Raw genomic sequence first — 23,198 nt, forward strand, 5'->3', positions numbered from 1 at the left:
AATAAATGCTAAATTATCTATCGCACGCCCCGATAAACTTCCACTTCGCAAAGTCGCCAAAGTCCTTTATCGTGGAGGAAATCCCGCTTTATGGGTTTTGCGGAAGTGGGGAGCATTTAATCCTAAAAGTGCGTAAAAAAAATCTCTCCACCGCAGAAATGCTAAATATTTTTAGCGAAAATTTAGGCATTAAGCGCGCTGAAATCGGCTATGCGGGGCTAAAAGATAAAAACGCGCTTTCCATTCAATACATTTCGCTTCCTAAAAAGTTTGAGGCAAAAGCGCAGAATCTATCAAACGAAAATATAAAAATCCTAGATTCTGCGACTCACAAAAACAAGCTTAAATTAGGGCATTTGGCGGGGAATAAATTTCACATTCAAATAAAAAAAGTAGATAAAATTAACGCCTTAAAAATCGATGAAGTTTGCAAAATCATCGCACAAAATGGAATGCCAAATTACTTTGGGGCGCAGAGGTTTGGCAAAAATGGCGATAATTTTTTGGAGGGAAAGGCACTAATGGAAGGCAAAATAAAAGTGCGGGATAAAAAAATCGCAAAGTTCCTAATTAGCGCGTATCAAAGTCATTTGTTTAATTTGTGGTTAGAAAATCGCATAAGATTTTGTCAGATTCTGCGTTTTGCGCCAAATGAAGCGAAAAATCGTTACAAAATTACACAAAGCGACTTAAAAGATTTGCAAAATCAAGCGCATTTTTTTAAGATTCTGCGTGGCGATGTGGCGTGCGAATTTCCGCAAGGGAAGTTATTTTACACAAACGCAGAATCTGCGCCTTTATTTAGCGCGCAAAAACTCGCGCCCACAGGCATTTTATACGGAGGTAAAATCCTAAAAGCAAAGGATTTTGCGCTAGAATTTGAAATGCCATTTTATGATGAGATTCTGCGAAATGAGATTGGCGATAGGCGTGTGGCGTGGGTTTTCCCGCAGAATCTAAATTTTATCTACAAAAAAGAAGTCGCGCAAGGGGAATTCAACTTTTCGCTACCAAAGGGAAGTTATGGGACGATATTTTTGGAAATCCTGCAAAACACAAAGGATTTTGCGAGTAAAAACGCAGAATCTAGCGCAGATTCTGCGATAAAAAGGGGGTAAAATGCGAGTAAAAGGACGATTTGAGCGAATTATAAAACAAAATCAAAAAAAGACAAATTTGGTTTTGGTGACTTATATCGCGATATTTGCGGTGATTGGGCTGCTTGTGGATATTGTGCGGATTGATGCAGAGTCGCTTGGCGGGGGATTTAGCGATTTGCTATCTTTTAGAGAGATGCCCGTTGTTACGCTATTTATGGGCGTAATCGCGCTTGTTATCATCGCAGTTATGATTAAAAATTTTAAAAAAATTATGCTTAGCGGAAATCAACACAAACTAATAAATCCAAATCGCGTCTTATCCCGCAAAGAGCAAGAATTATGCGATATTTTAGATGAGCTTTTAAAAGCGTCAAAAACGCCCTTTCGCCCTGAATTGTATTTGATGGAGGCGCAATATATGAATGCCTTTGCAAGTGGGTGGGATAAAAATAACTCGATAATCGCGCTTACAACGGCACTTGTGGATAATCTCACGCACGATGAAATAAAGGCGGTGATGGCACACGAGCTAAGTCACATTCGGCACGGCGATATTCGGCTGACTTTGAGCGTGGGGATTTTAAGCAATGTAATGCTTCTTGTGGCAAATTATGGGGTGTTTCTCTTTGCTAGTAGCAATCGCAATTCAGGCGCAAATGCCGCGCGAATGATTTTGCTAGTGCTACAATTTATTTTGCCTATTTTTACGATTTTGCTTCAAATGTATTTAAGTCGCTCGCGTGAATATATGGCAGATAGCGGGGCGGCGTATATGATGGAGGATAGCGCGCCGATGATTTCTGCGCTACAAAAAATTAGCAAAAGTTATAATACAAGCGATTTTGGCGATATCAATCCCACTCGCAGGGCGGCGTATATTTTTGATTTTAAAGAGAGTTTTAGCACGCACCCAAGCATTCAAAATCGCATAAAGGCGTTAAGTAAATGAAGCGATTTTTTGATGAGTTTTTTGCGGAAATTGGCGAAGATTCTGCGCGTGAAGGACTTTTAAAGACGCCTGAGCGGGCAATAAAATCGTGGGAATATTTATACAGCGGATATAAAAAAAATCCGCTTGATTTATTAAACGCCACGCAATACGCCGAAAACTACGATGAGATGGTGATTTTGAAAGATATTGAGTTTTATTCGATGTGCGAGCACCATATCTTGCCATTTTTTGGAAAGGTGAATATTGGGTATTTGCCCGATTCAAAGCTCGTGGGAATCTCGCACCTTGTGGAAGTTGTGGAGATTTTTGCAAGGCGATTGCAAATTCAAGAGCGACTAAATGAGCAAATCACAGAGTGCATTTGGAGTGCGCTAAATCCCAAAGGCGTGATGGTTGCCATCGAAGCGACACATCTTTGTATGGCAATGCAGGGCAAGAAAAATGCGAAAATTGTGACAAGCTCAGTGCGCGGGACTTTTAAGAAGGATGCGAGAAGTAGGGCGGAGTTTATGGCGCATATAAAGGCGTAAATTTAATGTTGCGTGGATACAATTTGTTCTGGGGTAATCATTTGAATTATTTTTGCATAAAACCGCGCTCGATGAACCCCCAAGTTCTATTTCGCTTGTTTTGCATAAAAACGGCGCAAAGCCACACCGCCATTACTTCGATTGAGATTCTGCGAATCGCAGAATCTAATAAACAAAATGACGAAAATCTCGCAATGACGAAAAAAGCTCGCAGATTCTGCGAAATTTGCATTAGATTCTGCGTTTTTATAATTTTTCGTGCGAATCGCAGAATCTATATTGCCATAAAGTCGCCCAAAGCGCGACTTCTCGCATTTTCAAAACAATGCCACTATTGACACGCCCTACACACTCCGCTGAAAATCACCGCCGTATCATCAATCTTACTATACCCGCTTTTTTCTTCGCAATACGCGCGAAAATCGCTCATATCCAAGTCAAAATCTTCTAATTTATCGCAGATTCTACAATGCAGGTGGATGTGCGGATTTTTATTCAACTCGTATTTTTGCTTTTGTGTGGGCGTTTTGATACTCTTTAAAACTTCGGCATTTTGCATTAAAAGGATATTTTTATAGATTGTCGCAAGAGAAACGCGCGGTATGCGCTCTTTTATAAGAGCGTAAATGTCATCCACGCTTGAATGCCCGTTTTTATAAATCTCATCTAAAATCGCCACGCGCTGGGCGGTTACCTTCAAATGTTTGTCTTTTAAAATTTTTGTAAAATCTATGCTACTCATTATGTCGCCTTAAAAATTTGTGATTTGAAAAATGCGGATTATATAATAATTTTTATCGTATTTCAAAGGGGCGATTTGTTTATTTTTGAAAAAAATTGTAGAATCTGCACTTTTTTAAACGCAAATTTAAGGGGAGAAAATGTTTGATACGCTTACAAATTCGTTTAAGGGCATTGTTAGCAAGATTCGCTTCCAAGATGATGAACGGGCATTAGCGCGGAGTTTGGACGAACTAAAAAAGATTTTGCTTCGCAATGATGTCTATCACAAAGTCGCAAAAGAAATCATCGCGCAAGTTGAAGGCAAGTGCAAGGGCGCAATCGGGCGCGATAATTTTAAGAGTGCGCTAGAATCCGCGCTTTATAGCGTTTTTAGCGGGACTTATGGATTCACCTACGCGCCCAAACCTCCTACAATCGTGCTTATGGTAGGGCTTCAAGGCAGTGGCAAAACGACAAGTAGCGCGAAACTTGCAAACTATCTCAAACTGCGTGGCAAAAAGGTGCTTTTGGTATCCTGCGATTTGCAAAGATTAGCGGCAGTTGAGCAACTACGGCAATTAGCAAAAGAAATCGAAGTGGATTTTTTTAACGCAGAATCCACGCAAAACGCAGAATCTAGCGCAGATTCTGCGAGTGTGCTTCAAATCGCACAAGATTCCGCAAAATACGGCGAATCCAAACTTTATGATGTTGTCATCATCGACACGGCGGGGCGTTTGGCGATTGACAAAGATTTGATGAGCGAATTACAAGCGATTAAAAGCAAAGTTAATGCAAATGAATCATTTTATGTTTTAGATAGTTTGAGCGGACAAGACGCCGTGCGGAGTGCGGATACATTCAATAAAGAGATAGGTTTAAGCGGTGTGATTTTAAGCAAATTTGATAGCGATACAAAAGGCGGCATCGCGCTCTCTGTCGCAAAGCAAATAAATGTCCCCATTCGCTTTATCGGTAGTGGCGAAAAAATGGCGGATTTGGATATTTTCTTGCCTGAACGAATCGTGGGGCGACTTATGGGCGCGGGAGATGTGGCAGGATTTATTGAAAAAACCACCGCCGTAGTCGATGAAAAAGAAGCAAAGGCAATCACCAAAAAAATCAAAAAAGGCACTTTCACATTTACGGACTTTTTGGCGCAACTTGAAAATATCAAAAAAATGGGTTCGATGAAGTCGCTCATTTCGATGATGCCCGGACTTGGCGCGATGGGCGATGCGCTAAAAAATGTCGATATTGACAACTCACGCGAAATAAAAGTCATAAAGGCGATGGTAGCTTCGATGACGCCAAAAGAGCGCGAAAATCCCGACATTTTAAATGGCTCTCGCAGAAAGCGAATAGCACTTGGCGCGGGGCTAGAAGTCAGCGACATAAATCGCGCTTTAAAGCAGTTTGATATGGCTGCAAAAATGGCAAAGCAGATGACTTCCCCAAATGGCGTAAAAAACATTATGAATATGATTCAAGGTGCGAATCTTAATAAAATGCGATAAAATTTTGCTATAATTCGCGTTTTTTAAAAAATATTAAGGAGAAAAAATGGCAACAGTGATTAGACTAACTCGTGCGGGGCGTAAAAAAAAGCCCTTTTACAAAATCGTAGTTACAGACAGCAGAAAAAGGCGCGATGGCGGGTGGATTGAATCAATCGGCTACTACAATCCGCTAAACCCAGATTTCAAAAAAGTCGATAAAGAAAGGCTTTCTTATTGGATAAAAGTGGGCGCGAAAATGAGCGATAGAGTGAAAGAAATCACAAAATAATTTTGGTTTGTGGCAAATGATTAAAGATTTTATTCAATCCTACGCGCAAAAAATCGCCCTAAATCCAAAGCAGATTATGGTAGAAGAGAGTATTGATTCGCAACATAAGATTCGCAATATCACAATTTACGCAAGTAGCGCAGATGTAGGGCGATTGATAGGCAAACAAGGCAAAATGATAAGCTCCATAAAAACGCTTGTATCGGCGTGTAAGGCAAAGGACGGAATGAGTTGCAAAATCGTTGTCGAGGCGATTTAGGCGAATCTAATGCAAATTTGACTTTGGATTCGCGCGAATCTAGTGGCGATTTGTGCGATTCGCACAATCTAAACGCCGATGATTTTGGCATTTTGGTGGCAAAATGTGGCAAAACCATTGGGCTAAAAGGCGAGATTCGGCTCATCATTTATAGCGATTTTGATGAAATTTTCACAAAGGGCAATGTGTTTTTGGCAAGGGATTCGGCGCACGATTCACGGCACACAAAGCAAACCACCACTCGTCATTGCGAGGCGTTTGAGCGAAGCGAAAACAACGAAGCAATCCACGAATCAAAAAATGGATGGTTACTTCGCTTCGCTCGTAAATCCTGTGGATTGCCACGACTTGGCTGCGTCAAGTCTCGCAAAACGAGGCAAAGCCGAAGTTTCTTTAGTAATGACGGCTTATTTCTCACGCTAAAATCTTTCAATCCACATAAAAAAAGCGCGACATTTGATGAAATTCAAAGCATTGATAACGCAAAAAATCTCACTTCGCTTTTGCTTTATTCTAGCGAATCGTTGAGCCAAAAATATTGTGCGCTTAGCGAAAATGAGCATTTTTGGTTTGAAATCATCGGTATGCGCGTGGTTGAAAATGATGAGATTATCGGCATTGTGAGCGACATTGAGCGAATCGGAAGTGTGGATTATTTGATTGTGGCAGTGAGTGCCGAGATTTGCGCGAAATATCCGCACATAAAGGCAAAAAAATTTTATATCCCATATATTTCGCGCTATATTTTGCGTGTAGAAAAAGGCGCGAATCTACCGCAAGATTCGCAAGATTCGCCCGAATCCAAAGGCAATATTTTTACGCAAGATTCGCTAGGCATTTTGGAGAATTCATAAATGCGATTCACATTTCTAACGCTTTTTTCTAACCTAATCAGCGGATATTTTAGCGATTCGATTTTAAAACGCGCCATTGATTCGCAACTCATCGAAATTGAAATCATCGATTTTCGCGCATTTAGCACGGACAAGCACAAAAAAGTCGATAATTATCAAGCAAGTGGCGGTGCGGGGCTTGTGATTTGCGCTGATATTTTGGAGAGTGCGATACGCAAAATCGCCACGCCACAAAGCCATATCATCTATCTTACGCCTGTGGCAAAGCCTTTTTGCAGTTTTGATGCGAAGCGTTTGGCGCAAAATCAAAGCCATATAATTTTCATTTGCGGGCGTTATGAGGGCGTTGATGAGCGCGTGATTGAGGCGTTTGTCGATGAAGTTTTTTGCATTGGCGATTATATTTTGACGGGGGGCGAGATTGCAAGTTTGGTGCTTTGTGATTGCATTTCACGCCACATTCCACAAGTTTTAGGCAATGCTGAATCTTTGCAGGGTGAGAGCTTTGAATCAAACCTTTTAGAAGCCCCCATTTTCACAAAAAATATGAATAATGAAAAAAATATTGCAAATTTAAGCATTCCTTTAGAATATATAAAGGGAAATCATAGTAAAATTCGCACTTTTAAACAAAAATTAGCAGTTGCAAAGACGAAATATTTTCGTCCAGACCTGCATAAAAGGACATAACAATGCAAAATAAATATATTGAAGCGTTTGAAAAAGCGCAGATTAAGGATAAAAAAGTCCCTAATTTTAGGGCGGGAGATACGCTAAAAGTCGGCATTATCATCAAAGAGGGCGATAAAAGCAGGATTCAGTATTTTGAGGGAATCTGTATCGCCGTGCGTGGCAGTGGCGTGAATAAGAGCTTTAGGGTGCGAAAAATCGGCGCAAACAATGTGGGCGTGGAAAAAACCTTTCCGCTTTATAGCGAGGGGTTGGATTCAATCGAAGTTGTCCGCAAAGGCAGTGTGCGCCGTGCAAAACTCTACTATTTAAGAGACAGAAAAGGCAAAGCCGCGCGTATCAAAGAACTCCGCAAACAAGATTCAAATAAAGATAGCGCAAAAAGCGCGAAAAAAGGTGCTGAATCTAACGAATCTGCCGAATCAAACAACCCCGCAAACCCCGCATAATATTGTGGATTCGCCCCTTGCAAGGCGAATCCAAAGGCGAATCTGTGTTAAAGTAAGGAAACAAAAATGACATTTTTAGAATTAGCCGAAGCGGTTTTGAAAAAAGCAGAAATGCCGTTAAATTATAGGGAAATGTGGGAAAGTGCGAAAAATATGGGGCTTGATAAAGAGCTAGGTAGCGATGGCAAAACGCCAGAGGCAAGTTTGTCGGCACAACTTTTTACAAATATCAAAGAAAAAAGCGATTCAAAGTTTTACAATCCAAGCAAACGCCCCACGACATTTTGGCTCAAATCCCGCGCAAATGAAATCATCGGCAAAGAAACACAAATCGAGCAACAAAACCAAGCCACGCAAGAAAAAGAGCTAAAAAGCAAGGAAAAAGGCTTTTTAGAAATTGACTTGCACCCCTTGCTTGTGAAGTTTTTGTTTGAGAGTGAGAAATTTAATCTATTTTGCAAGACAATCAACGCAAACAAAAGCAAATCCACAAAAGCAGGGCTAAATGAGTGGATTCACCCCGATATTGTCGGCATTCATTTTCCTTTTGATGATTATCAAAACAACACGCTAGATTTACTCCGCAACATAAGCAAATCTAGCTATAAAATCTACTCATTTGAAATCAAACGCTTTATCAATAGTGCGAATCTAAAAGAGTGCTATTTTCAGGCGGTGTCAAACTCTAGCTTTGCAAATGAGGGCTATTTGGTAGCCTATGAAATCAAAGACGATGAGGAAGTGCGCAATGAGCTATCGCGACTAAATGCAAGTTTTGGCATAGGCGTAGTGGAGCTAAAAGATGAAAAAGTGCTTTTTAATGCACGAACGCGGGAGCTAGACATTGAAACGCTTGATATGCTAGTGCAAAAAAATGGGGATTTTAGAGAATTTATCGAAAATGTCAATAAGGACATTGCGACAAACGACCCAGAGCGTATCGCTAGAGGCAAATATGATGAGATTTTTAGCGATGAAAAGATAAAAGCACACAAGGCAAAATGCAACATTGTAGAGTAGATTCGCACTATGAACTCTCCCCGCACTACGCGCATAAATCAGCTCTATGAACGGCTTAAAAATTCTAACGGCATTAGCCCTAGCGATTTGGCGCGTGAGTTTGGCGTCAGCACCAAAACCATTCAGCGCGATTTTGCAGAGCTACGCAATTTGGGCGCGTATAAAGTCGGGCATTTGCTTTGCCTTGACAAGAAACGCGCTACTGACGCCCTAAAAAGCGATGAGCGAATCATACTTGGCATTTTAAGCAAACTCGCCAAAAATAACGGCACGGATTTTTATCTAAAAGCCCGTCCCCTGCTTACAAAGCTAACCCAGCAATTAGACCAGCCCATTCACATAAGTGCGCAAAGTGAGAGTTTGGAGGACGATGATTTGGTGCATTTTGACTTTATCGAAAAGCTGATTTTAGAGCGCGTGGAGCTTGGATTTGCCTACCACGACAAAAGCTATCAAATCAAACCCATAAAACTCGCGCATTTCGATGGATTTTGGTATGTGTTAGGGCTTGATAGCGCGGATGACGACATTTTTAAGAAGTTTTATTTTAAGGATATGCGCGATTTGGTGGCTTTGGAGCGCAAATTTGCGATTAGCGATGAAGTGGAGCAACGGCTAAAAAAAGCGCATAGCGCGTGGTTTAACCTAAATGAGCCGTTTTTGGTGCGACTGCTAATTGATGCAGAAATCGCCAAATACTTCAAACGCAAGTGCATAAATGGCGCAATTTTGACAGCGCAAAAGGACGGTAGCGCGATTTTGGAGCTAGAAATCTCGCACATTATGGAAATAAAGCCACTAATCTATCAATATATCCCGCACATTAGGGCAATAGAGCCAGAATGGCTAAACGATGAGCTAAAAGCTGAAATTGTGGGATATGTAAATTCTATCTAATATCGCAGAATCTACAAAAATAAACTGACAGCTTATTGTCTATTTTTTACGCTACATTGCAAATATAAAATTTTTAAGGATAATCTATGGATTGCAATCAAATATTGTTAGATTCTGCGAGTTGTGGCGATTTGAATAAGATTAAAGAGTGCCTATTGCAGGGCGCAAATATAAATGCGAAAACTCCATTTGGCAGAACTGCCTTGCTAAATGCCACTGAAAATGGGCATTTGGAAGTGGTGCGATTTTTAGTCGTAAATGGCGCGGATATTACTAGCAAGGATAGTTGCGGTATGAGCGCGCTGATGGAAGCGGCTCAATGGGAGCGTTATGCAATAGCGCAATTTTTGCTAGAAATGGCGCAGAGATTCACGCTACAAATAATGATGGCAAAACTGCCTTGCACTTTGCGATAGAATTTCAAAATTGCGATATTATTAGACTATTAATTGAGCGCAACGCAAATATAAACACCAAAGCAAAAAACGGCTGGAATGTGCTAATGGTGGCGGTAGCGTGCAAGGATAGAGATTTGATAGATTTTGTTTTATGGCGTGGTAGTTTGCAAATAGATATGTTGCTAATATGCGATGCTATCGAGCTAGCAAGGGAGCTAAATTATGCTGATATGGAGGATTATTTATATTCACAAGCGGATATGGATTTATGGAAATATTGGAGTTTTTATATATGATTTAAAATAATTTAATCAACTTAAAAAAGTGCGAATTTGTCGTAAATTTTATATTTAAATTAGCGTGAATCTAAATAGTAGATTCTGCGGATTTTTGACTTTTTTTGTGCTAGATTCTGCGAATCGCAGAATCTGAACGCAGAATCTCGCACGAAATTCGTAGAATCTAAAAAAAATTGTCATTCTGAGCAAAGCGAAGAATCTTAAAAATTTATCCGTCATTGCGAGGCGCACGAAGCGAAGCGAGTGCAACGAAGCAATCCATAATAAAAATTAAAAAAAATAGATTGCCACGAAAATGCTACGCATTTTCTCGCAATGACGGAATATATAGATTGCTTCGGCGAATCAAGATTCGCCTCGCAATGACAGAAAAATAAAAACGCTAGATTCTGCGAATCAAACAAAAATCGTAGAATTCACCGCAGATTCTGCGAATCGCACGAAAATCGCAGAATCTTGCATAATTTTCGCAGAATCTGCCCTTTAACGCATTATTTTATTCACGCGCTCGATGACTTCATCAGGCGTAATCAGCTTCATACAATTATGATGTTTCAGCGGACATTCGCGCTTTTTGCACGGCGCACAGGGCAAATGCTTATTTAAAATCACCGCATTATCCACCCACGGCGAAGTTTCAGTCGAATCTGTCGCACCAAAAATCGCAATTAGTGGCACACGAAACGCCGCAGCGATGTGCATAGGACCGCTGTCATTGCTTATAAAAATATCCATTTGCGCGATATAATCAACTAGCTCGGTGATTGAAGTCTGCCCGATTAGATTGTGAAATCGTGGGTTTTGCGCTAGATTCGCTGACAATCTCACACTATCATTGCCAAAAACAAACACCGCGCAATCATTTTTCAAAAAATGCAAGATTATTTCTACGAAATATCGCTCTTCCCACCGCTTCGCGCTCCCATAAGCTGCGCCCGGATTTATGCCAATGCAAAGCAAATCATCGCTTTTAAAGCCTTTAAGTCCGCGATTTTCTAGCCTTAAAGGCGTAGATTCGCACGAAATTTCGCCCATATTTTTTATCAGTTTTTTGCCACAAATTTCATTTACAAGATTTATATAACTTGCCACTTGATGAAGCCCACGCACGAATCTAATGCGCCTATTTAGCAAAAATGGACGCACATTTTTTGTATATCCCACGCGAATCTTTGCGCCTATGAGATAAATCAAAAGTGCCGAAAAAAAGTGATTTGTAAAATCCACCGCAATGTCGATTGCACCGATATTGTCGCGAATCTCACTCGCAAAATTTTTTGTCGCCACAAATCGATTTTTGAGATTATTTTTGCGCCCATTTTGCGCCTTTTTGGTTGAATCTATAAAGATTTTCTCCACGCGCAAATCCCTACTATAAATCCCGCAACTAGCCTCCGTGCCGACTAGATAAAATTTCGCGCCCACAAAATGCGCCTTTAACATTTCAAACGCAGGACTTACCATAACCGCGTCCCCAAGCCAATTTGGCAATCGCAACAAAATCTTTAATTCCCGCGAATTCATTTTGCAAATCCCCCAAAAATTAAGGTAAAATTTAAAGGTAATTTTAGCTAGAATCCGCAATTTTTAAGTTTAAAATTTAGGATTTTTTAAAAGTATGGCGACTGAAAATAATATCATTACCCCGCGAATTTTGAGCGGATTCAAAGATAGACTGCCAAATGAAGCGTTTGCCAAATATAAACTTTTGCGGGTTTTAAGCGCGGAGTTTGAAAACTTTGGGTTTATGCCCATTGAGACGCCACATTTGGAGTATGCGGATATTTTGGTAAAGCAAGGCAGCGAAGAGATTCAAAAAGAACTCTATCGATTCAAAGACCACGGCGGACGCGATGTGGCACTGCGATTTGACCAGACCGTGCCACTAGCGCGATTTATCTCACAGCATAGAAGTGAGTTGGATTTGCCATTCAAGCGATATGCAATCGGCAATGTTTTTCGTGGCGAACGCGCACAAAAAGGGCGATATAGGGAATTTACGCAATGTGATTTTGACTTTATCGGTAGCGATTCAATCGCCTGTGATGCGGAAATCGTGCAAGTGATTTATGCGTCCTTATGCGCTTTGGGGATTGATGAATTTACCATTTGGCTAAATAATCGCAAGATTTTGAATGGAATCTGCGCTCATTTTGGCGTGAGTGGCGAGATAAATGCGATTTTGCGAATCATTGATAAAATCGATAAAATCGGGCGCGAATCCGTGTGCGATGAGCTATCAAAGATTATCCCCGCAAAAACAGCAAGGGATTTGATTGAAACGACAAGCATTAAGCAAATAGGCAATGCGGAGGAATTTTTTAGCGAAATCGCGCATTTAAAGGCGTGGAATGATGAGTTGGCACAAGGAATCGCAGAGATTGAGCGCGTGTATGAGATTTTGAGTGGGTTAAATATGGATAGAGACTGCTACCGCGTGAATTTTGCAATCGCGCGTGGGCTAGGATACTACACGGGCATCGTTTATGAGACTACGCTAAATTGCCACAAGGATTTAGGAAGCGTGTGTAGCGGGGGACGATATGACAATTTGGCGGCGACTTTTTCAAAAGAAAAAATTAGTGGCGTGGGTGCGAGTATCGGCATAGATAGGCTACTTGTGGCACTTGGCGAAGTCAAAAAACAGCCCACCGCACGAGTGCTAATCATCTGCCTTAATGAAAAGCACTTAAATTACGCCTACAAAATCGCCGAATCTTTCCGCCGTAGCAAGATTCCAAGCGAAGTTTATCCAGACATTGCCAAAATCAAAAAGCCCTTTTCTTATGCGAACTCCAAAGGACACGAATTTGTCGCAGTCATCGGCGAAGATGAAATCAAAAGCAACGGCATAACGCTAAAAAATATGACAAGCGGAATGCAAATGAATGGCATTTCGCTATTAAAAGCAATCGAACTTTTGAGGGCATAAAATGGGCGAATGTGGCGTGAATCTAGCGCAATTTATGGCGAATCTAGGCGCGAATCTTATGAAACCAAAAGGGCGCAAATGAAATCAATCACAATCGGCACAAGGGGAAGCGTCCTAGCCCTGTGGCAAGCAAATTTTATCAAAGATAAATTAGCAAATTTGGGCGTGTGCGCAGAGCTAAAAATCATCAAAACCACAGGCGATAAAATTTTGGACGCACCACTTGCAAAAATCGGTGGCAAGGGACTTTTTACCAAAGAATTAGAGGACAAATTGCTAAATGGCGACATTGATTTAGCCGTGCATTCGCTAAAAGATGTGCCTGTAATTTTGCCAAGCGGTTTGCAACTCGCCGCAATTACAAAGCGCGAAGATGTCCGTGATTGCTTTTTAAGCGATAGATTTGCGGAGCTTAAATCGCTACCACAAGGCGCAAAAGTCGGCACGACTTCACTACGCAGGGCAATGCAAATCAAAGCTATTCGCGCTGATTTGGAGACATTGAGCCTTAGGGGCAATGTGCAAACGCGCCTAAATAAGCTAAAAAGTGGCGAATTTGATGCAATCATTTTGGCAAAGGCAGGCGTGAATCGGCTAGGTATTACGACAAATGAAGTGCGATTCATCGTGCCATTTGCGACAAGCGCAACGACTTCTATTTCAATGATACCCGCTATGGGGCAAGGTGCGCTAGGGTTAGAGTGTAGAGAAAATGATGAGATTGCGGACATTTTGGCAAAGCTAAATCACGCGCCCACGCGCATAGAATGCGAGGCAGAGAGAGAATTTGTGCGCCTTTGCAATGGTGGCTGTCAAGTGCCTATTGGCGTAAATGCGAAGTTAAGTGGCGAATCGCTTGAAATTCACGCGATTTTGGGACTGCCAAATGGGGAGAAAATTTTGCGTGAATCTATTTTTGATTCGCACGAATTAGACACAACTTCAAGCATTCAAAACGCCAAAGCCCTTGCGCAAAAATTATTTGCCATTTGCGAACAAAAGGGCGCGAAACCCTTGCTAGATGAAGCCCTAGCGATGATAGAGGATTACTTTGGATAGAAGCTACAAAAACGCCTTTTTTTACTACTCATTTAGCGATTGCGCCTATATAGAGGGATTAGAGACGCGCTTTCATTATGCAGCGATTGAGCAATGTAAAGAGGAATTTTACAATGCCCTTTTAGAGCGCGGGTGGCGGAGATTTGGCGAAATGTTTTTTGCGCCGTTTTGTGATTTTTGCGATAAATGCGTATCGATTCGCTATCTTGTGGGCGATTTTGCACTCTCACAAAACCACAAGCGAATCTTACGCAAAAACGCCCACATTCGCATCGAATTTCAATCGCCCACTTACAACGCCGACAAAGTCGCACTCTACAACAAATATCACAGCCAAATGAATATCAAAAAGGGCTGGGAATACAATCAAATCGATAGGGATAAATACAACTATATGTTTGTCGATGGGCGCGGGAGTTTTGGCAAGGAAATCTGCTTTTTGGACGATGAGAGGCTTATCGCGGTGGCGTTAGTGGATATTTTGAGCGCACACAAGGCGATGAGCGCGATTTATTTTTTTTACGACCACGATTATGCGAATCTCTCGCTTGGGACATTTTCGCTTTTAAAACAATTTGAAATCGCAAAGGATTTGGGCGTGAAATATCTCTATCCGGGATATTGGATTAAAAATCATCGCTCACTAGGCTACAAAGAGCGATTTAAACCATTTGAATATTTGCTAAACCGCCCAAATCTTTATGAAATGCCCGAATGGCGAAAATATCTCCATTCGTCATTCTGAGCAAATAAAGTGAAACAACCATCCAAATCACACGAATCTAAATTAGATTTGCTAGATTCACAAGATTTGCTTGAAACATTGCATTGCCAAATCTACGCTACAATGCTAAAAATCACAATTTTTGTGTGTTTAATTCGCCTTAATTGGCAATTTTCTAATCTTTTCTAATCATTGCCTTGAAATGCAGATATATAACACGCGGTAAAAAATCCCACAAAACCCAAAGCAATCGCACAAGTAACTACAATTTCCATTTCACAGCCTCCCTATATCATCAATGATTTTTTTGATTTTTTTTAGCAAGTAGCGCAATGGCAACACCCAAAAATACCACAAGCACAATGCTTAAATATAGCAAAAATGTAGCCATCGTATCATATTGCGTAGCAATAAATGCCACAACAGCGATAAATATCGTTACGCAATAATTCTGCCACCGCTGATATTCTGCTAGTAGCCTATCTTTTTTATCTTTTTTGCTCATCGCAAATCCTTTGCATTATTTCAAAGATATTTTTGTAATTATATCGTAAAATTTACAACATAACGCTAAATACTCTCAAAGCCCTAACAATCCTTAAAAACATCAAAGCTCCAAAGCCTTTGATTTACTTTGTTGCCGAAATATTACCAAAAATTAAACTTAAAAGACACTTAAACACAAGCACTTTATTTTTATTTTGCCCTTTGATTTGCTTGTCTGTTATAGATTTGGCTTTTTTTAGATTTGCGTGGTTTGGATACTTCACGCTGTCGCGCTCAGTATGACGGATTCGGTTTGGATTGCTTCGGCTTTTGCAAAGCCTCGCAATGACAATTTTTTTGCATTAGATTCACGCGAATCTTAAATCATTTTTCGCTAAAATCGTAAAATTTATTTTAAAAAAATCAAAAGGATTTGGATTATGGATTGGAATTGTGAATTGCGCGAATCTGCCGCAGTTGGTGATTTAGAAAAAGTCAAAGAATGTATCGAAAACGGCGCAAATGTGAATGCGAAAGATTATGTCGATCTCTACACTGCTTTAATGAAAGCTTCGCAAAATGGACATTTTGAAATTGTGAAATATCTAGTCGAAAATGGTGCAGATGTGAATGCGAAAAGAGAGCATAGTGGCGAAACTGCTTTAATGTTGGCTTCATATAATGGACATTTTGAAATCGCTAAAATTTTAGTTGAAAATGGTGCGAATGTGAATGCGAAAAATAAATTGGGCAACACTGCTTTAAGGTGGGCTTCACAAGAAGGATATTTTGATATCGTTAAATATTTAGTAGAAAATGGTGCAGATATCGATAACGCTTATAGTGGTGATATTAAAACAAAGGCTTTTTTAGATTTGTATCATAATTTTATAGAGTTTGCCAAGCAAGGCGACTTAGAAAAAGTCAAAGAATGTTTAGCAAATGGTGTAATTATAGATGCAAAAGTTGATGACAAAACCGCTTTAATGGCAACTTCGCAAAACGGACATTTGGAAGTTGTAAAATATCTAATATCGCAAGGTGCGGATACGAATGCTAAAGGCAATAGTGGCAAAACTGCTTTAATGTTGGCTTCAAAATGGGGACATTTTGAAATTGTGAAATATTTAGTCGCAAATGGTGCAGATGTGAATACGAAAGATTATGGCGATACTGCTTTAATGTATGCTTCACAAAAAGGACATTTTGAAATTGTAAAATATTTGGTAGAACACGGCGCAGATGTGAATGCGAAAGATGGCATTTTGGGCCACACTGCTTTAATATATGCTTCAGAAAATGGGCATTTTGAGGTTGTAAAGTATTTGGTTGAAAATAGTGCAAATGTAAATGCTAACTCTTTATGCTGTGCTTCAGAAAAAGGATATTTTGAAATTGTGGAATATCTAATTGCGAATGGCGCAGATGTAAATGCGAAAAATAGTTATGGCACAACTGCTTTAATGTGTGCTTCACAAGAAGGACATTTTGAAATTGTGAAATATTTAGTCGAAAATGGCGCGGATGTAAATGCGAGTGATGATTCTTGTAAAACTGCTTTAATGGAGGCTTCATACAAAGAACATTTTGAAATTGTGAAATATTTAGTTGAAAATGGTGCAGATGTAAATGCGAAAGATAAATGGGGTAGAACTGCTTTGGATTCAGCAAAAACTGATGAAATAAAAAGATATTTAGGACAAATACAAGATTTTATAGACTTTGTCAAACAAGGCGACTTAGAAAAGATTAGAGAATGCCTAGCAAGTGGCGTAAATATAAATATGGTAGATAGTAGTGGCAAAACTGCTTTAATATTGGCTTGTCAAAATGGGAACTTTAAAGTCGCAATCACTTTAATATCAAGTGGTGCGAACATAAACGCAAAAGACAAAAATGGCAAAACCGCACTAAACTACTCCGCAGAGAGTGGCAATGTAGAACTAATGAAGCTACTTTTGGCGCAAGGTGCGGATACGGGAGCAAAAAAGTAAGCGCAAAATAAAAAAACACAAATTTTTAAGCTAAACTTAAATCGCAAGTAATTAGAATCCCAAAAAGGCAATTTTGCAAATCAGCTGTATAAGGATTAAAAATGGCAAAATTTATCGTAATTTTTCTAATCACCGCCCTATTTTGCGTAGCAATCTACGCGCTAAATTGGAGCAAAATCATCTCACTTTGCTTTGGCGCAGTGGCAAATCTCCGCTTCCCAGCCACGATACAGAGCTTTATCAACGCAAAATATGTGGCGTTTTTCAATATCTCTTTGAGCGAATTTCCGCCACTTGAATCGTATAAAAGCCTAAATGAGCTTTTTACGCGTGGCTTACGCAAAATGCGCGATTTTGACAAACAGGACAATATCATCATTTCGCCTAGCGATAGCCTTGTGATTGAGAGTGGCAAAGTCGCGCAGGGCAGGGCGTTGCAAATCAAGGGCTTTTCTTATGAAGTCGCGCCACTTTTGGGCGTGAGTGCGAGAGATTTGCCCACAAATCTCTACTATGCGAATCTCTACCTTTCGCCGCGCGATTATCACCGCTATCACGCGCCTTGCGATATGTTTGTAGAATCTATCGTGCATTTTACGGGCAAACTCTTGCCCGTGCATCAAAAATCGCTAAACAAAAATCAAAATCTCTTTATTCGCAATGAGCGCGTGGTTTTACGGGCACGAATGAAAAATGGCGCGAAAATTTATTTTGTCGCGGTGGGTGCGCTAAATGTGGGACAAATCGTCTTTTATATCGAGCCAAAATTGCAAGAAAAATTTAGCGAAAAAAAGAGAGAATTTTTCTACAAAGAGCCAAAATTTGTCCGCAAGGGTGAGGAATTAGGAATGTTTAAGATGGGCTCTACGATTGTGCTATTTGTCGAAGCTAGGGGCAATTCGTCTCTTAAACGACCTATTTTACCTTTTGCGCGGGAGTTTGAAAAATTCTCGCTCGATGAACCATCAGCTCTATCTCACTCGAATTTTTCGGCACAACCCACAAAACAAGGCGAAGACGAAGTTTCTTTATCAAATCTCGCGCAAGATACTAGAATTGCGGAGGATTCAAATGATTTGTCATTGCGAGATTCTGCGAAGCAAAATCGTGGCAATCCATTAGATTCTACGAAAAGCACGAAAATCGCAGAATCTAGCGAAAAATCATCAGATTCTGCGAATTTGACAAAAATCGCAGAATCTAACACAAAAGATGATTTGTGCGGAAGTATTGTGGATGAGAAATCGGGGTTGCGCAGTTGTGAGCGAGGAAATAGAACTGATGGTTCATTGACGAAGCGAACAACAAGTCTCCCCGATTTATCGCCACAAGACAACGCACCTTGCATAGAAATCTTTAAGCAAGGCGAAAAGATTCGCTTTGGCGAGGCACTATTTAAGTTAAACTAGCGCGAGATTACCTAAACTCCACGCTTTTCACACCAAAGACATATTCATAATTCGAGTATTCTAGCTCTCTTTGTCGTTTTGGATGATTTGGCTTGAAAAATGTGCTTATCATAAAATAATCAACCTTAAATTTTTCCGCACCATACACGATTTCCGCATTTTCTCCATAAATATTTTTCTGCGCCTCCACAAATTCAACTAGCGCATTCCATTTGATGCGCAAATCGGCGTATTGATAAATCGTGTAGGCAAAAAATACAATCATCGCACCACACAAAATCACCATAATTTTTTTAGAAAAAATATAAGTTTTGAGACTTAACGCGCAAATGCAAATTAGCAAAATCAAATCCGCACTTCTAGCGCGAAGTGGCAGATTTTTGGCAAATTGCAACTGCGTGAATGCTAACGCAATCCACACGCAAAGCGCGATTAAAATGATTTTGTTTGTGGCGGTGGGATTTATGCGAAAAATATAACATTGCATTGCGATTAAAATGATAATTCCACCCATCGCATTTTCTACCAAAAGGGCGCAAAATAGGCAAAATGACAGCACAAAAAGTGTGATATTTTTGTATAAAATTTTGGCATTATAGATTTGAAAAAATGCGCAAGAAAATATCAAAAGTAGCGCAACAAGTGGCGTTTGATTGGCAAAATTGCCTAGCACTAAATAGATTCTACGAAGTTTTTCTCCAAAGTCTAATCCCCAAAGTTCGCCCAAACTCAAATAATCATATCTTGTAATTTCGGTTGCGATTCGCGCAGTTGTGCCCGGTGCGGTGATTAAATACAGCAATCCTATTACAAAAAGCACAAATGAGATTTTGTAATAAATTGGCAGTTTTGTGCCCTAAATCTTGGAGGCGCAAAATAGCGCGATATAGGCGAATATGCCAAAGACAGCAAGGGTTTCGTTGCTTGACGCACTAATTAGACTTAAAAGCAAAAGGGCGAAAATTGTGATTTTAGATTCTAAAAATCGCGTGATTTTTGCACTACGATTTTGCAACAAAAATATTTTTATATGAAGCATTATTAGCACAATGCCAAGTGCGCCCCAAAGGTAGTTTGCGCTCCCATCGCCCCACAAAAAGATTGCCTCAAAGGCACTTGCGCTGCAAAGTAAAAACAATAAAACACAAAGCAAAAATATGTCTTGCAGATTAAATGTTCGCCTAAAATCCCAAAATAAAAGCGCAAATAATCCCACCACGAAACTCGCGCCCAAAATCGCGTTAAAAAAATCAAAAATATATGGATTTAATCGCACGATATACGCGCCATAGAGCATTTCATAAATTCGCGCATTCCAGCTGTGATATGAATATATTAGCGATTGAATGCCATTGCTTTGATTTAGAAGGACATAATCATCGCCTATGAGTGGCACAAGTGCGTTTAGCGCGAATAAAAATGCAAAGATGGATAGGCAAATTGCAAGGGTGATTTTGGTTGAGATGGGTTGTAAGTCGCTATTTTTGGGTGCTAACGGGGGGGGGGATTTATGAAGTTTTGTTGAAAATTTTGCTGAAAGTTTCATTTGTGTGAATCCTTGAAATATAAAATCAAAAATTGCGATTGTAGCAAAAATGCGTTTAGATTCGGCGATTTATGCAAAATTCGCAGAATCTCGCACGAAAAAAGTCAAAAATCGCAGAATCTAATGTAAAATTTTAAACTTTCACTTGACATAATGGATTTTATTTCGATAGAATTGCGACTTTTATTTTTAAAAATCCTAAAAATTTAAATTTTGCTGGCTTAGCTCAGTTGGTAGAGCATCTGCCTTGTAAGCAGAGGGTCGGGGGTTCAAGTCCCTTAGCCAGCTCCATTACTTTAAGCATACAAAATGCAGTGTTAGGACCAATTTTTAGTGTTTTTGGGTGAGTTACTCAAGTGGCCAACGAGGGCAGACTGTAAATCTGCTGGCTTTCGCCTTCCGTGGTTCGAATCCACGACTCACCACCATTTTTATGAAATGGATTTGCGGGAATAGCTCAGTTGGCTAGAGCATCAGCCTTCCAAGCTGAGGGTCGCGGGTTCGAGCCCCGTTTCCCGCTCCAAAAGGCTAAAATTATATTTGGGAGCTGTTTAGATTCTCACAAATATAATATTATCCTTGCAAATTGCGCCCATATAGCTCAGTGGCAGAGCACTTCCTTGGTAAGGAAGAGGTCGGCGGTTCAATCCCGCTTGTGGGCTCCAGATTTTCGGTAACGATTTAATTCAAACATAAGGAGAAATGTTATGGCAAAAGAGAAGTTTAACAGAAGTAAGCCCCACGTAAATGTGGGCACAATCGGGCATGTCGACCACGGCAAGACTACGCTTAGTGCTGCGATTTCTGCTGTGCTATCGCTAAAAGGCTTGGCAGAGTTGAAAGATTACGACAATATCGACAACGCCCCTGAGGAAAAAGAGCGCGGGATTACCATTGCGACTTCGCATATTGAGTATGAGACAGAAAACCGCCACTATGCACATGTGGATTGCCCCGGACACGCTGACTATGTCAAAAATATGATTACAGGTGCGGCACAAATGGACGGCGCGATTTTGGTAGTATCAGCTGCCGATGGTCCTATGCCACAAACTAGGGAGCATATCTTGCTTTCTCGTCAAGTGGGCGTTCCGTATATCGTGGTTTTCTTAAACAAACAAGATATGGTAGATGATGCGGAGTTGTTGGAACTAGTTGAAATGGAAGTGCGAGAACTTTTAAATAAATACGAATTTCCCGGCGATGATACGCCTATCGTGGCTGGTTCTGCGCTAAAAGCATTAGAGGAAGCCAAAACAGGCAAAGTTGGCGAATGGGGCGAAAAAATCCTAAAACTAATGGAAGAAGTGGATAAATTTATCCCCACTCCACAAAGGGATACTGAAAAATCATTCCTAATGCCTGTCGAAGATGTGTTTTCAATCGCTGGACGCGGGACGGTCGTTACAGGGCGAATCGAACGCGGTGTGGTAAAAGTGGGCGATGAAATCGAAATCGTAGGGATTCGCGACACTCAAAAAACAACCGTTACAGGCGTAGAAATGTTTAGAAAAGAGCTAGACAAAGGCGAGGCAGGCGATAATGTCGGCGTTCTTTTGCGAGGCACTAAAAAAGAGGAAGTTGAGCGCGGTATGGTGCTTTGCAAACCCGGCTCAATCACTCCGCACACGAATTTTGAAGGTGAAGTTTATGTCCTATCAAAAGATGAGGGCGGACGCCACACACCATTCTTTAAAGGCTATCGTCCGCAATTCTATGTGCGAACTACCGATGTTACAGGCTCAATCACTTTGCCTGATGGCGTTGAAATGGTAATGCCCGGTGATAATGTAAAAATCACCGTTGAGCTAATCAACCCAATCGCGCTTGAAGAAGGCACACGCTTTGCGATTCGCGAGGGTGGTAGAACGGTTGGCGCAGGTGTGGTTACAAAAATCATCAAATAAAGGTTTTTAGAAAATGGCTAAGGGAAATGTAATTAAAATCGGGTTGAAGTGTTCTGAGTGTGGCGATATAAATTACTCTACCACAAAGAATGCAAAAACAAATACAGAAAAACTGGAGCTCAAAAAGTTTTGCCCTAGATTGAATAAGCACACGATTCATAAAGAGGTAAAATTAAAGAGTTAGATTTGTGTGGATTTTGGGGTTAGATTCTGCGATATTTCGCAGAATCTAGCATATTTACCCTCAATCGCAGAATCTAGATTCTGCGAATCTAATCCACATAAAAGGTCAGTAGCTCCAATGGTAGAGCATCGGTCTCCAAAACCGACTGTTGGGGGTTCGAGTCCCTCCTGACCTGCCACTTTTCTGTTTGATTGAGATTATATTAGAGTTTAAGTGGACATAGCTATTTATTTTAAAATGGAGTTTTTATGAAAAGACTAATTACGGCGTTGAGATTGGCAAAAGACGAATGGGATAAGACTATTTTCCCCACAAAAGAGCAGATGCGTAGCGCACACATTTCGATTCTATCAGTGGTAACGGTGATAACATTATTTCTAGCGTTGGTAAATGTCATACTTGATGCAATCGTATCTAGCATATTATAAGGAAACAAAATGGCATTAGAATGGTATGCGATTCAAACCTATTCAGGTAGCGAAAAGTCCGTGAAGTTGGCTATTGAAAATCTTTTAAAAGAAACAAATATGCTTGATAAAATGGAGCAAATAGTTGTGCCCACAGAGGACATTGTGGAGTTTAAAAATAACAAGCGCAAAGTAACGGCGCGAAGCCTCTATCCGGGCTATGTGTTTATCAAAATCGATTTAAGCACGGAGCTTTGGCATTTGATTCAGTCCCTGCCACGCGTGGGGCGATTCATAGGCGAGGCAAAAAAACCCACACCGCTTAGTCAGCAAGACATTGATGTGATTTTAGAAAAAGTCAATAATCGCGCCGCACCAAAGCCCAAAGTTTCATTTCATCAAGGCGAGTTTGTGCGGATTATCGATGGAGCATTTTTGAATTTTACAGCCACAGTGGAAGAGTATGATATGGAGCATCGCAAATTAAAGCTAAATATTTCGATTTTTGGCAGAAATACGCCCATTGAAATACCTGATTCGCAAGTGGAAAAGATTATATAAAAATCATCTAATTTAAACGAAAGGATACAA

29 protein-coding genes, 5 tRNA genes and 1 pseudogene are annotated in these 23,198 nt (G+C 40.4%); 28 read left to right on the forward strand and 7 right to left on the reverse strand.

Annotated features, from left to right (window positions below; genetic code table 11):
• Positions 1-5 precede the first annotated feature (5 nt).
• From truD to ACWIUE_RS00790, 4 genes are read left to right on the forward strand one after another with little or no spacing between them, the layout of a single operon-like run.
• Entirely contained in the window at positions 6-1,118 is a 1,113-nt protein-coding gene (gene truD, locus ACWIUE_RS00775; protein WP_454133982.1) for a tRNA pseudouridine(13) synthase TruD, read from the forward strand.
• A 1-nt stretch (position 1,119) separates the two neighbouring features.
• Complete coding sequence (htpX, locus tag ACWIUE_RS00780) at positions 1,120-2,049, forward strand: zinc metalloprotease HtpX (RefSeq protein ID WP_454133984.1); 930 nt, start codon at positions 1,120-1,122, stop codon at positions 2,047-2,049.
• On the forward strand, positions 2,046-2,582 hold the full coding sequence (gene folE, locus ACWIUE_RS00785) for a GTP cyclohydrolase I FolE (protein ID WP_454133985.1): 537 nt from the start codon (positions 2,046-2,048) through the stop codon (positions 2,580-2,582). The genes htpX and folE overlap by 4 nt, the downstream gene beginning before the upstream one ends.
• A gap of 41 nt (positions 2,583-2,623) precedes the next feature.
• Entirely contained in the window at positions 2,624-2,920 is a 297-nt protein-coding gene (locus ACWIUE_RS00790) for a hypothetical protein (protein WP_454133987.1), read from the forward strand.
• Here the strand turns inward: ACWIUE_RS00790 and ACWIUE_RS00795 are convergent.
• A complete protein-coding gene (locus ACWIUE_RS00795) occupies positions 2,914-3,324 on the reverse strand; it encodes a Fur family transcriptional regulator (protein WP_454133988.1) in 411 nt (136 codons plus the stop codon). The two genes, ACWIUE_RS00790 and ACWIUE_RS00795, sit on opposite strands and share 7 nt — an antisense overlap.
• 139 nt (positions 3,325-3,463) lie before the next feature.
• Between ACWIUE_RS00795 and ACWIUE_RS00800 the strand changes: the two genes are divergently transcribed.
• The 10 genes and pseudogenes from ACWIUE_RS00800 (at position 3,464) to ACWIUE_RS00845 (ending at position 9,956) form a co-directional block, all read left to right on the forward strand.
• The gene (locus ACWIUE_RS00800; protein ID WP_454133989.1) at positions 3,464-4,822 is read left to right on the forward strand and encodes a signal recognition particle protein; all 1,359 of its coding nucleotides are present in this window, start codon (positions 3,464-3,466) and stop codon (positions 4,820-4,822) included.
• A 46-nt stretch (positions 4,823-4,868) separates the two neighbouring features.
• The gene (rpsP, locus tag ACWIUE_RS00805; protein ID WP_454133991.1) at positions 4,869-5,093 is read left to right on the forward strand and encodes a 30S ribosomal protein S16; all 225 of its coding nucleotides are present in this window, start codon (positions 4,869-4,871) and stop codon (positions 5,091-5,093) included.
• A 16-nt stretch (positions 5,094-5,109) separates the two neighbouring features.
• On the forward strand, positions 5,110-5,352 hold the full coding sequence (locus tag ACWIUE_RS00810; RefSeq protein WP_454133993.1) for a KH domain-containing protein: 243 nt from the start codon (positions 5,110-5,112) through the stop codon (positions 5,350-5,352).
• Positions 5,325-6,206 (forward strand): PRC-barrel domain-containing protein, encoded by an 882-nt coding sequence (locus ACWIUE_RS00815; RefSeq protein WP_454133995.1) that lies wholly within the window; start codon positions 5,325-5,327, stop codon positions 6,204-6,206. Before ACWIUE_RS00810 ends, ACWIUE_RS00815 begins: the two co-directional genes overlap by 28 nt.
• Positions 6,207-6,896 carry a tRNA (guanosine(37)-N1)-methyltransferase TrmD gene (trmD, locus tag ACWIUE_RS00820; protein ID WP_454133997.1) on the forward strand — a complete coding sequence of 230 codons (690 nt, stop codon included), beginning with the start codon at positions 6,207-6,209 and terminating at the stop codon, positions 6,894-6,896.
• Positions 6,897-6,898: 2 nt separating this feature from the next.
• Positions 6,899-7,249: pseudogene (gene rplS / locus ACWIUE_RS00825) on the forward strand (50S ribosomal protein L19); the annotation flags it as partial.
• Positions 7,250-7,411: 162 nt separating this feature from the next.
• Entirely contained in the window at positions 7,412-8,365 is a 954-nt protein-coding gene (locus ACWIUE_RS00830) for an HTH domain-containing protein (protein WP_454133999.1), read from the forward strand.
• 9 nt (positions 8,366-8,374) lie between these two features.
• Positions 8,375-9,262: a helix-turn-helix transcriptional regulator gene (locus ACWIUE_RS00835; protein WP_454134000.1), complete on the forward strand. Its 888-nt coding sequence runs from the start codon at positions 8,375-8,377 to the stop codon at positions 9,260-9,262.
• Positions 9,263-9,348: 86 nt separating this feature from the next.
• Positions 9,349-9,678, forward strand: a complete 330-nt coding sequence (locus tag ACWIUE_RS00840; protein WP_454134002.1) for an ankyrin repeat domain-containing protein — start codon at positions 9,349-9,351, stop codon at positions 9,676-9,678.
• Positions 9,582-9,956, forward strand: a complete 375-nt coding sequence (locus ACWIUE_RS00845) for an ankyrin repeat domain-containing protein (protein ID WP_454134004.1) — start codon at positions 9,582-9,584, stop codon at positions 9,954-9,956. The genes ACWIUE_RS00840 and ACWIUE_RS00845 overlap by 97 nt, the downstream gene beginning before the upstream one ends.
• Before the next feature lie 54 nt (positions 9,957-10,010).
• Here the strand turns inward: ACWIUE_RS00845 and ACWIUE_RS00850 are convergent, their stop codons facing one another.
• The 3 genes from ACWIUE_RS00850 to waaF all read right to left on the reverse strand — a co-directional run bounded on the left by ACWIUE_RS00850 (position 10,011) and on the right by waaF (position 11,483).
• Entirely contained in the window at positions 10,011-10,139 is a 129-nt protein-coding gene (locus ACWIUE_RS00850) for a hypothetical protein (RefSeq protein WP_454134006.1), read from the reverse strand.
• Between the two features lie 35 nt (positions 10,140-10,174).
• Entirely contained in the window at positions 10,175-10,363 is a 189-nt protein-coding gene (locus ACWIUE_RS00855; protein ID WP_454134008.1) for a hypothetical protein, read from the reverse strand.
• A gap of 79 nt (positions 10,364-10,442) precedes the next feature.
• Positions 10,443-11,483, reverse strand: a complete 1,041-nt coding sequence (gene waaF, locus ACWIUE_RS00860) for a lipopolysaccharide heptosyltransferase II (protein WP_454134010.1) — start codon at positions 11,481-11,483, stop codon at positions 10,443-10,445.
• 112 nt (positions 11,484-11,595) lie between these two features.
• Between waaF and hisS the strand changes: the two genes are divergently transcribed.
• The 3 genes from hisS (at position 11,596) to ACWIUE_RS00875 (ending at position 14,695) form a co-directional block, all read left to right on the forward strand.
• Positions 11,596-12,891 (forward strand): histidine--tRNA ligase, encoded by a 1,296-nt coding sequence (hisS, locus tag ACWIUE_RS00865; RefSeq protein ID WP_454134516.1) that lies wholly within the window; start codon positions 11,596-11,598, stop codon positions 12,889-12,891.
• A 78-nt stretch (positions 12,892-12,969) separates the two neighbouring features.
• Positions 12,970-13,950: a hydroxymethylbilane synthase gene (hemC, locus tag ACWIUE_RS00870; protein WP_454134518.1), complete on the forward strand. Its 981-nt coding sequence runs from the start codon at positions 12,970-12,972 to the stop codon at positions 13,948-13,950.
• Positions 13,943-14,695 (forward strand): arginyltransferase, encoded by a 753-nt coding sequence (locus tag ACWIUE_RS00875; RefSeq protein ID WP_454134012.1) that lies wholly within the window; start codon positions 13,943-13,945, stop codon positions 14,693-14,695. The genes hemC and ACWIUE_RS00875 overlap by 8 nt, the downstream gene beginning before the upstream one ends.
• A 274-nt stretch (positions 14,696-14,969) precedes the next feature.
• On the opposite strand, the gene ACWIUE_RS00880 is transcribed toward ACWIUE_RS00875, so the two are convergent.
• A complete protein-coding gene (locus tag ACWIUE_RS00880; protein ID WP_454134013.1) occupies positions 14,970-15,179 on the reverse strand; it encodes a hypothetical protein in 210 nt (69 codons plus the stop codon).
• 421 nt (positions 15,180-15,600) lie between these two features.
• On the opposite strand from ACWIUE_RS00880, the gene ACWIUE_RS00885 reads away from it, so the two are divergent.
• Complete coding sequence (locus ACWIUE_RS00885) at positions 15,601-17,154, forward strand: ankyrin repeat domain-containing protein (RefSeq protein ID WP_454134015.1); 1,554 nt, start codon at positions 15,601-15,603, stop codon at positions 17,152-17,154.
• A 101-nt stretch (positions 17,155-17,255) separates the two neighbouring features.
• A complete protein-coding gene (locus ACWIUE_RS00890) occupies positions 17,256-18,563 on the forward strand; it encodes a phosphatidylserine decarboxylase (RefSeq protein ID WP_454134017.1) in 1,308 nt (435 codons plus the stop codon).
• A 7-nt stretch (positions 18,564-18,570) separates the two neighbouring features.
• On the opposite strand, the gene ACWIUE_RS00895 is transcribed toward ACWIUE_RS00890, so the two are convergent.
• Together ACWIUE_RS00895 and ACWIUE_RS00900 are read right to left on the reverse strand one after the other, a co-directional pair.
• Positions 18,571-19,383 carry a hypothetical protein gene (locus ACWIUE_RS00895; RefSeq protein ID WP_454134018.1) on the reverse strand — a complete coding sequence of 271 codons (813 nt, stop codon included), beginning with the start codon at positions 19,381-19,383 and terminating at the stop codon, positions 18,571-18,573.
• Between the two features lie 36 nt (positions 19,384-19,419).
• Positions 19,420-20,109, reverse strand: a complete 690-nt coding sequence (locus tag ACWIUE_RS00900; protein ID WP_454134020.1) for a DUF6056 family protein — start codon at positions 20,107-20,109, stop codon at positions 19,420-19,422.
• 215 nt (positions 20,110-20,324) lie between these two features.
• On the opposite strand from ACWIUE_RS00900, the gene ACWIUE_RS00905 reads away from it, so the two are divergent.
• From ACWIUE_RS00905 to nusG, 9 genes are all read left to right on the forward strand, one after another.
• A tRNA-Thr gene (locus ACWIUE_RS00905) sits at positions 20,325-20,400 on the forward strand.
• Between the two features lie 51 nt (positions 20,401-20,451).
• A tRNA-Tyr gene (locus ACWIUE_RS00910) sits at positions 20,452-20,537 on the forward strand.
• An 18-nt stretch (positions 20,538-20,555) separates the two neighbouring features.
• Positions 20,556-20,632 (forward strand) — tRNA-Gly (locus tag ACWIUE_RS00915).
• A 67-nt stretch (positions 20,633-20,699) separates the two neighbouring features.
• Positions 20,700-20,774, forward strand: a tRNA-Thr gene (locus ACWIUE_RS00920).
• A gap of 42 nt (positions 20,775-20,816) precedes the next feature.
• A complete protein-coding gene (tuf, locus tag ACWIUE_RS00925) occupies positions 20,817-22,016 on the forward strand; it encodes an elongation factor Tu (RefSeq protein WP_454134022.1) in 1,200 nt (399 codons plus the stop codon).
• Between the two features lie 13 nt (positions 22,017-22,029).
• Positions 22,030-22,200, forward strand: coding sequence for a 50S ribosomal protein L33 (gene rpmG / locus ACWIUE_RS00930; RefSeq protein ID WP_454134024.1), 171 nt, complete (start codon positions 22,030-22,032; stop codon positions 22,198-22,200).
• A gap of 102 nt (positions 22,201-22,302) precedes the next feature.
• Positions 22,303-22,378: transfer RNA gene (locus tag ACWIUE_RS00935), tRNA-Trp, on the forward strand.
• 70 nt (positions 22,379-22,448) lie between these two features.
• Positions 22,449-22,628 (forward strand): preprotein translocase subunit SecE, encoded by a 180-nt coding sequence (gene secE, locus ACWIUE_RS00940; protein ID WP_454134026.1) that lies wholly within the window; start codon positions 22,449-22,451, stop codon positions 22,626-22,628.
• Between the two features lie 9 nt (positions 22,629-22,637).
• The gene (gene nusG / locus ACWIUE_RS00945; RefSeq protein WP_454134028.1) at positions 22,638-23,168 is read left to right on the forward strand and encodes a transcription termination/antitermination protein NusG; all 531 of its coding nucleotides are present in this window, start codon (positions 22,638-22,640) and stop codon (positions 23,166-23,168) included.
• Positions 23,169-23,198 lie beyond the last annotated feature (30 nt).

It is taken from the genome of Helicobacter sp. 23-1045, assembly GCF_053654655.1.

Excerpts from the sequence above, each read along its gene's own strand:
- truD (WP_454133982.1), top strand. The coding sequence starts at position 6 with ATGCTAAATTATCTATCGCACGCCCCGATAAACTTCCACTTCGCAAAG.
- htpX (WP_454133984.1), top strand. The coding sequence starts at position 1,120 with ATGCGAGTAAAAGGACGATTTGAGCGAATTATAAAACAAAATCAAAAA.
- folE (WP_454133985.1), top strand. The coding sequence starts at position 2,046 with ATGAAGCGATTTTTTGATGAGTTTTTTGCGGAAATTGGCGAAGATTCT.
- ACWIUE_RS00795 (WP_454133988.1), bottom strand. The coding sequence starts at position 3,324 with ATGAGTAGCATAGATTTTACAAAAATTTTAAAAGACAAACATTTGAAG.
- ACWIUE_RS00800 (WP_454133989.1), top strand. The coding sequence starts at position 3,464 with ATGTTTGATACGCTTACAAATTCGTTTAAGGGCATTGTTAGCAAGATT.
- rpsP (WP_454133991.1), top strand. The coding sequence starts at position 4,869 with ATGGCAACAGTGATTAGACTAACTCGTGCGGGGCGTAAAAAAAAGCCC.
- ACWIUE_RS00810 (WP_454133993.1), top strand. The coding sequence starts at position 5,110 with ATGATTAAAGATTTTATTCAATCCTACGCGCAAAAAATCGCCCTAAAT.
- trmD (WP_454133997.1), top strand. The coding sequence starts at position 6,207 with ATGCGATTCACATTTCTAACGCTTTTTTCTAACCTAATCAGCGGATAT.
- ACWIUE_RS00830 (WP_454133999.1), top strand. The coding sequence starts at position 7,412 with ATGACATTTTTAGAATTAGCCGAAGCGGTTTTGAAAAAAGCAGAAATG.
- ACWIUE_RS00835 (WP_454134000.1), top strand. The coding sequence starts at position 8,375 with ATGAACTCTCCCCGCACTACGCGCATAAATCAGCTCTATGAACGGCTT.
- ACWIUE_RS00840 (WP_454134002.1), top strand. The coding sequence starts at position 9,349 with ATGGATTGCAATCAAATATTGTTAGATTCTGCGAGTTGTGGCGATTTG.
- ACWIUE_RS00845 (WP_454134004.1), top strand. The coding sequence starts at position 9,582 with ATGGGAGCGTTATGCAATAGCGCAATTTTTGCTAGAAATGGCGCAGAG.
- ACWIUE_RS00850 (WP_454134006.1), bottom strand. The coding sequence starts at position 10,139 with ATGACAATTTTTTTTAGATTCTACGAATTTCGTGCGAGATTCTGCGTT.
- waaF (WP_454134010.1), bottom strand. The coding sequence starts at position 11,483 with ATGAATTCGCGGGAATTAAAGATTTTGTTGCGATTGCCAAATTGGCTT.
- hemC (WP_454134518.1), top strand. The coding sequence starts at position 12,970 with ATGAAATCAATCACAATCGGCACAAGGGGAAGCGTCCTAGCCCTGTGG.
- ACWIUE_RS00880 (WP_454134013.1), bottom strand. The coding sequence starts at position 15,179 with ATGAGCAAAAAAGATAAAAAAGATAGGCTACTAGCAGAATATCAGCGG.
- ACWIUE_RS00885 (WP_454134015.1), top strand. The coding sequence starts at position 15,601 with ATGGATTGGAATTGTGAATTGCGCGAATCTGCCGCAGTTGGTGATTTA.
- ACWIUE_RS00890 (WP_454134017.1), top strand. The coding sequence starts at position 17,256 with ATGGCAAAATTTATCGTAATTTTTCTAATCACCGCCCTATTTTGCGTA.
- ACWIUE_RS00900 (WP_454134020.1), bottom strand. The coding sequence starts at position 20,109 with ATGAAACTTTCAGCAAAATTTTCAACAAAACTTCATAAATCCCCCCCC.
- tuf (WP_454134022.1), top strand. The coding sequence starts at position 20,817 with ATGGCAAAAGAGAAGTTTAACAGAAGTAAGCCCCACGTAAATGTGGGC.
- rpmG (WP_454134024.1), top strand. The coding sequence starts at position 22,030 with ATGGCTAAGGGAAATGTAATTAAAATCGGGTTGAAGTGTTCTGAGTGT.
- secE (WP_454134026.1), top strand. The coding sequence starts at position 22,449 with ATGAAAAGACTAATTACGGCGTTGAGATTGGCAAAAGACGAATGGGAT.
- nusG (WP_454134028.1), top strand. The coding sequence starts at position 22,638 with ATGGCATTAGAATGGTATGCGATTCAAACCTATTCAGGTAGCGAAAAG.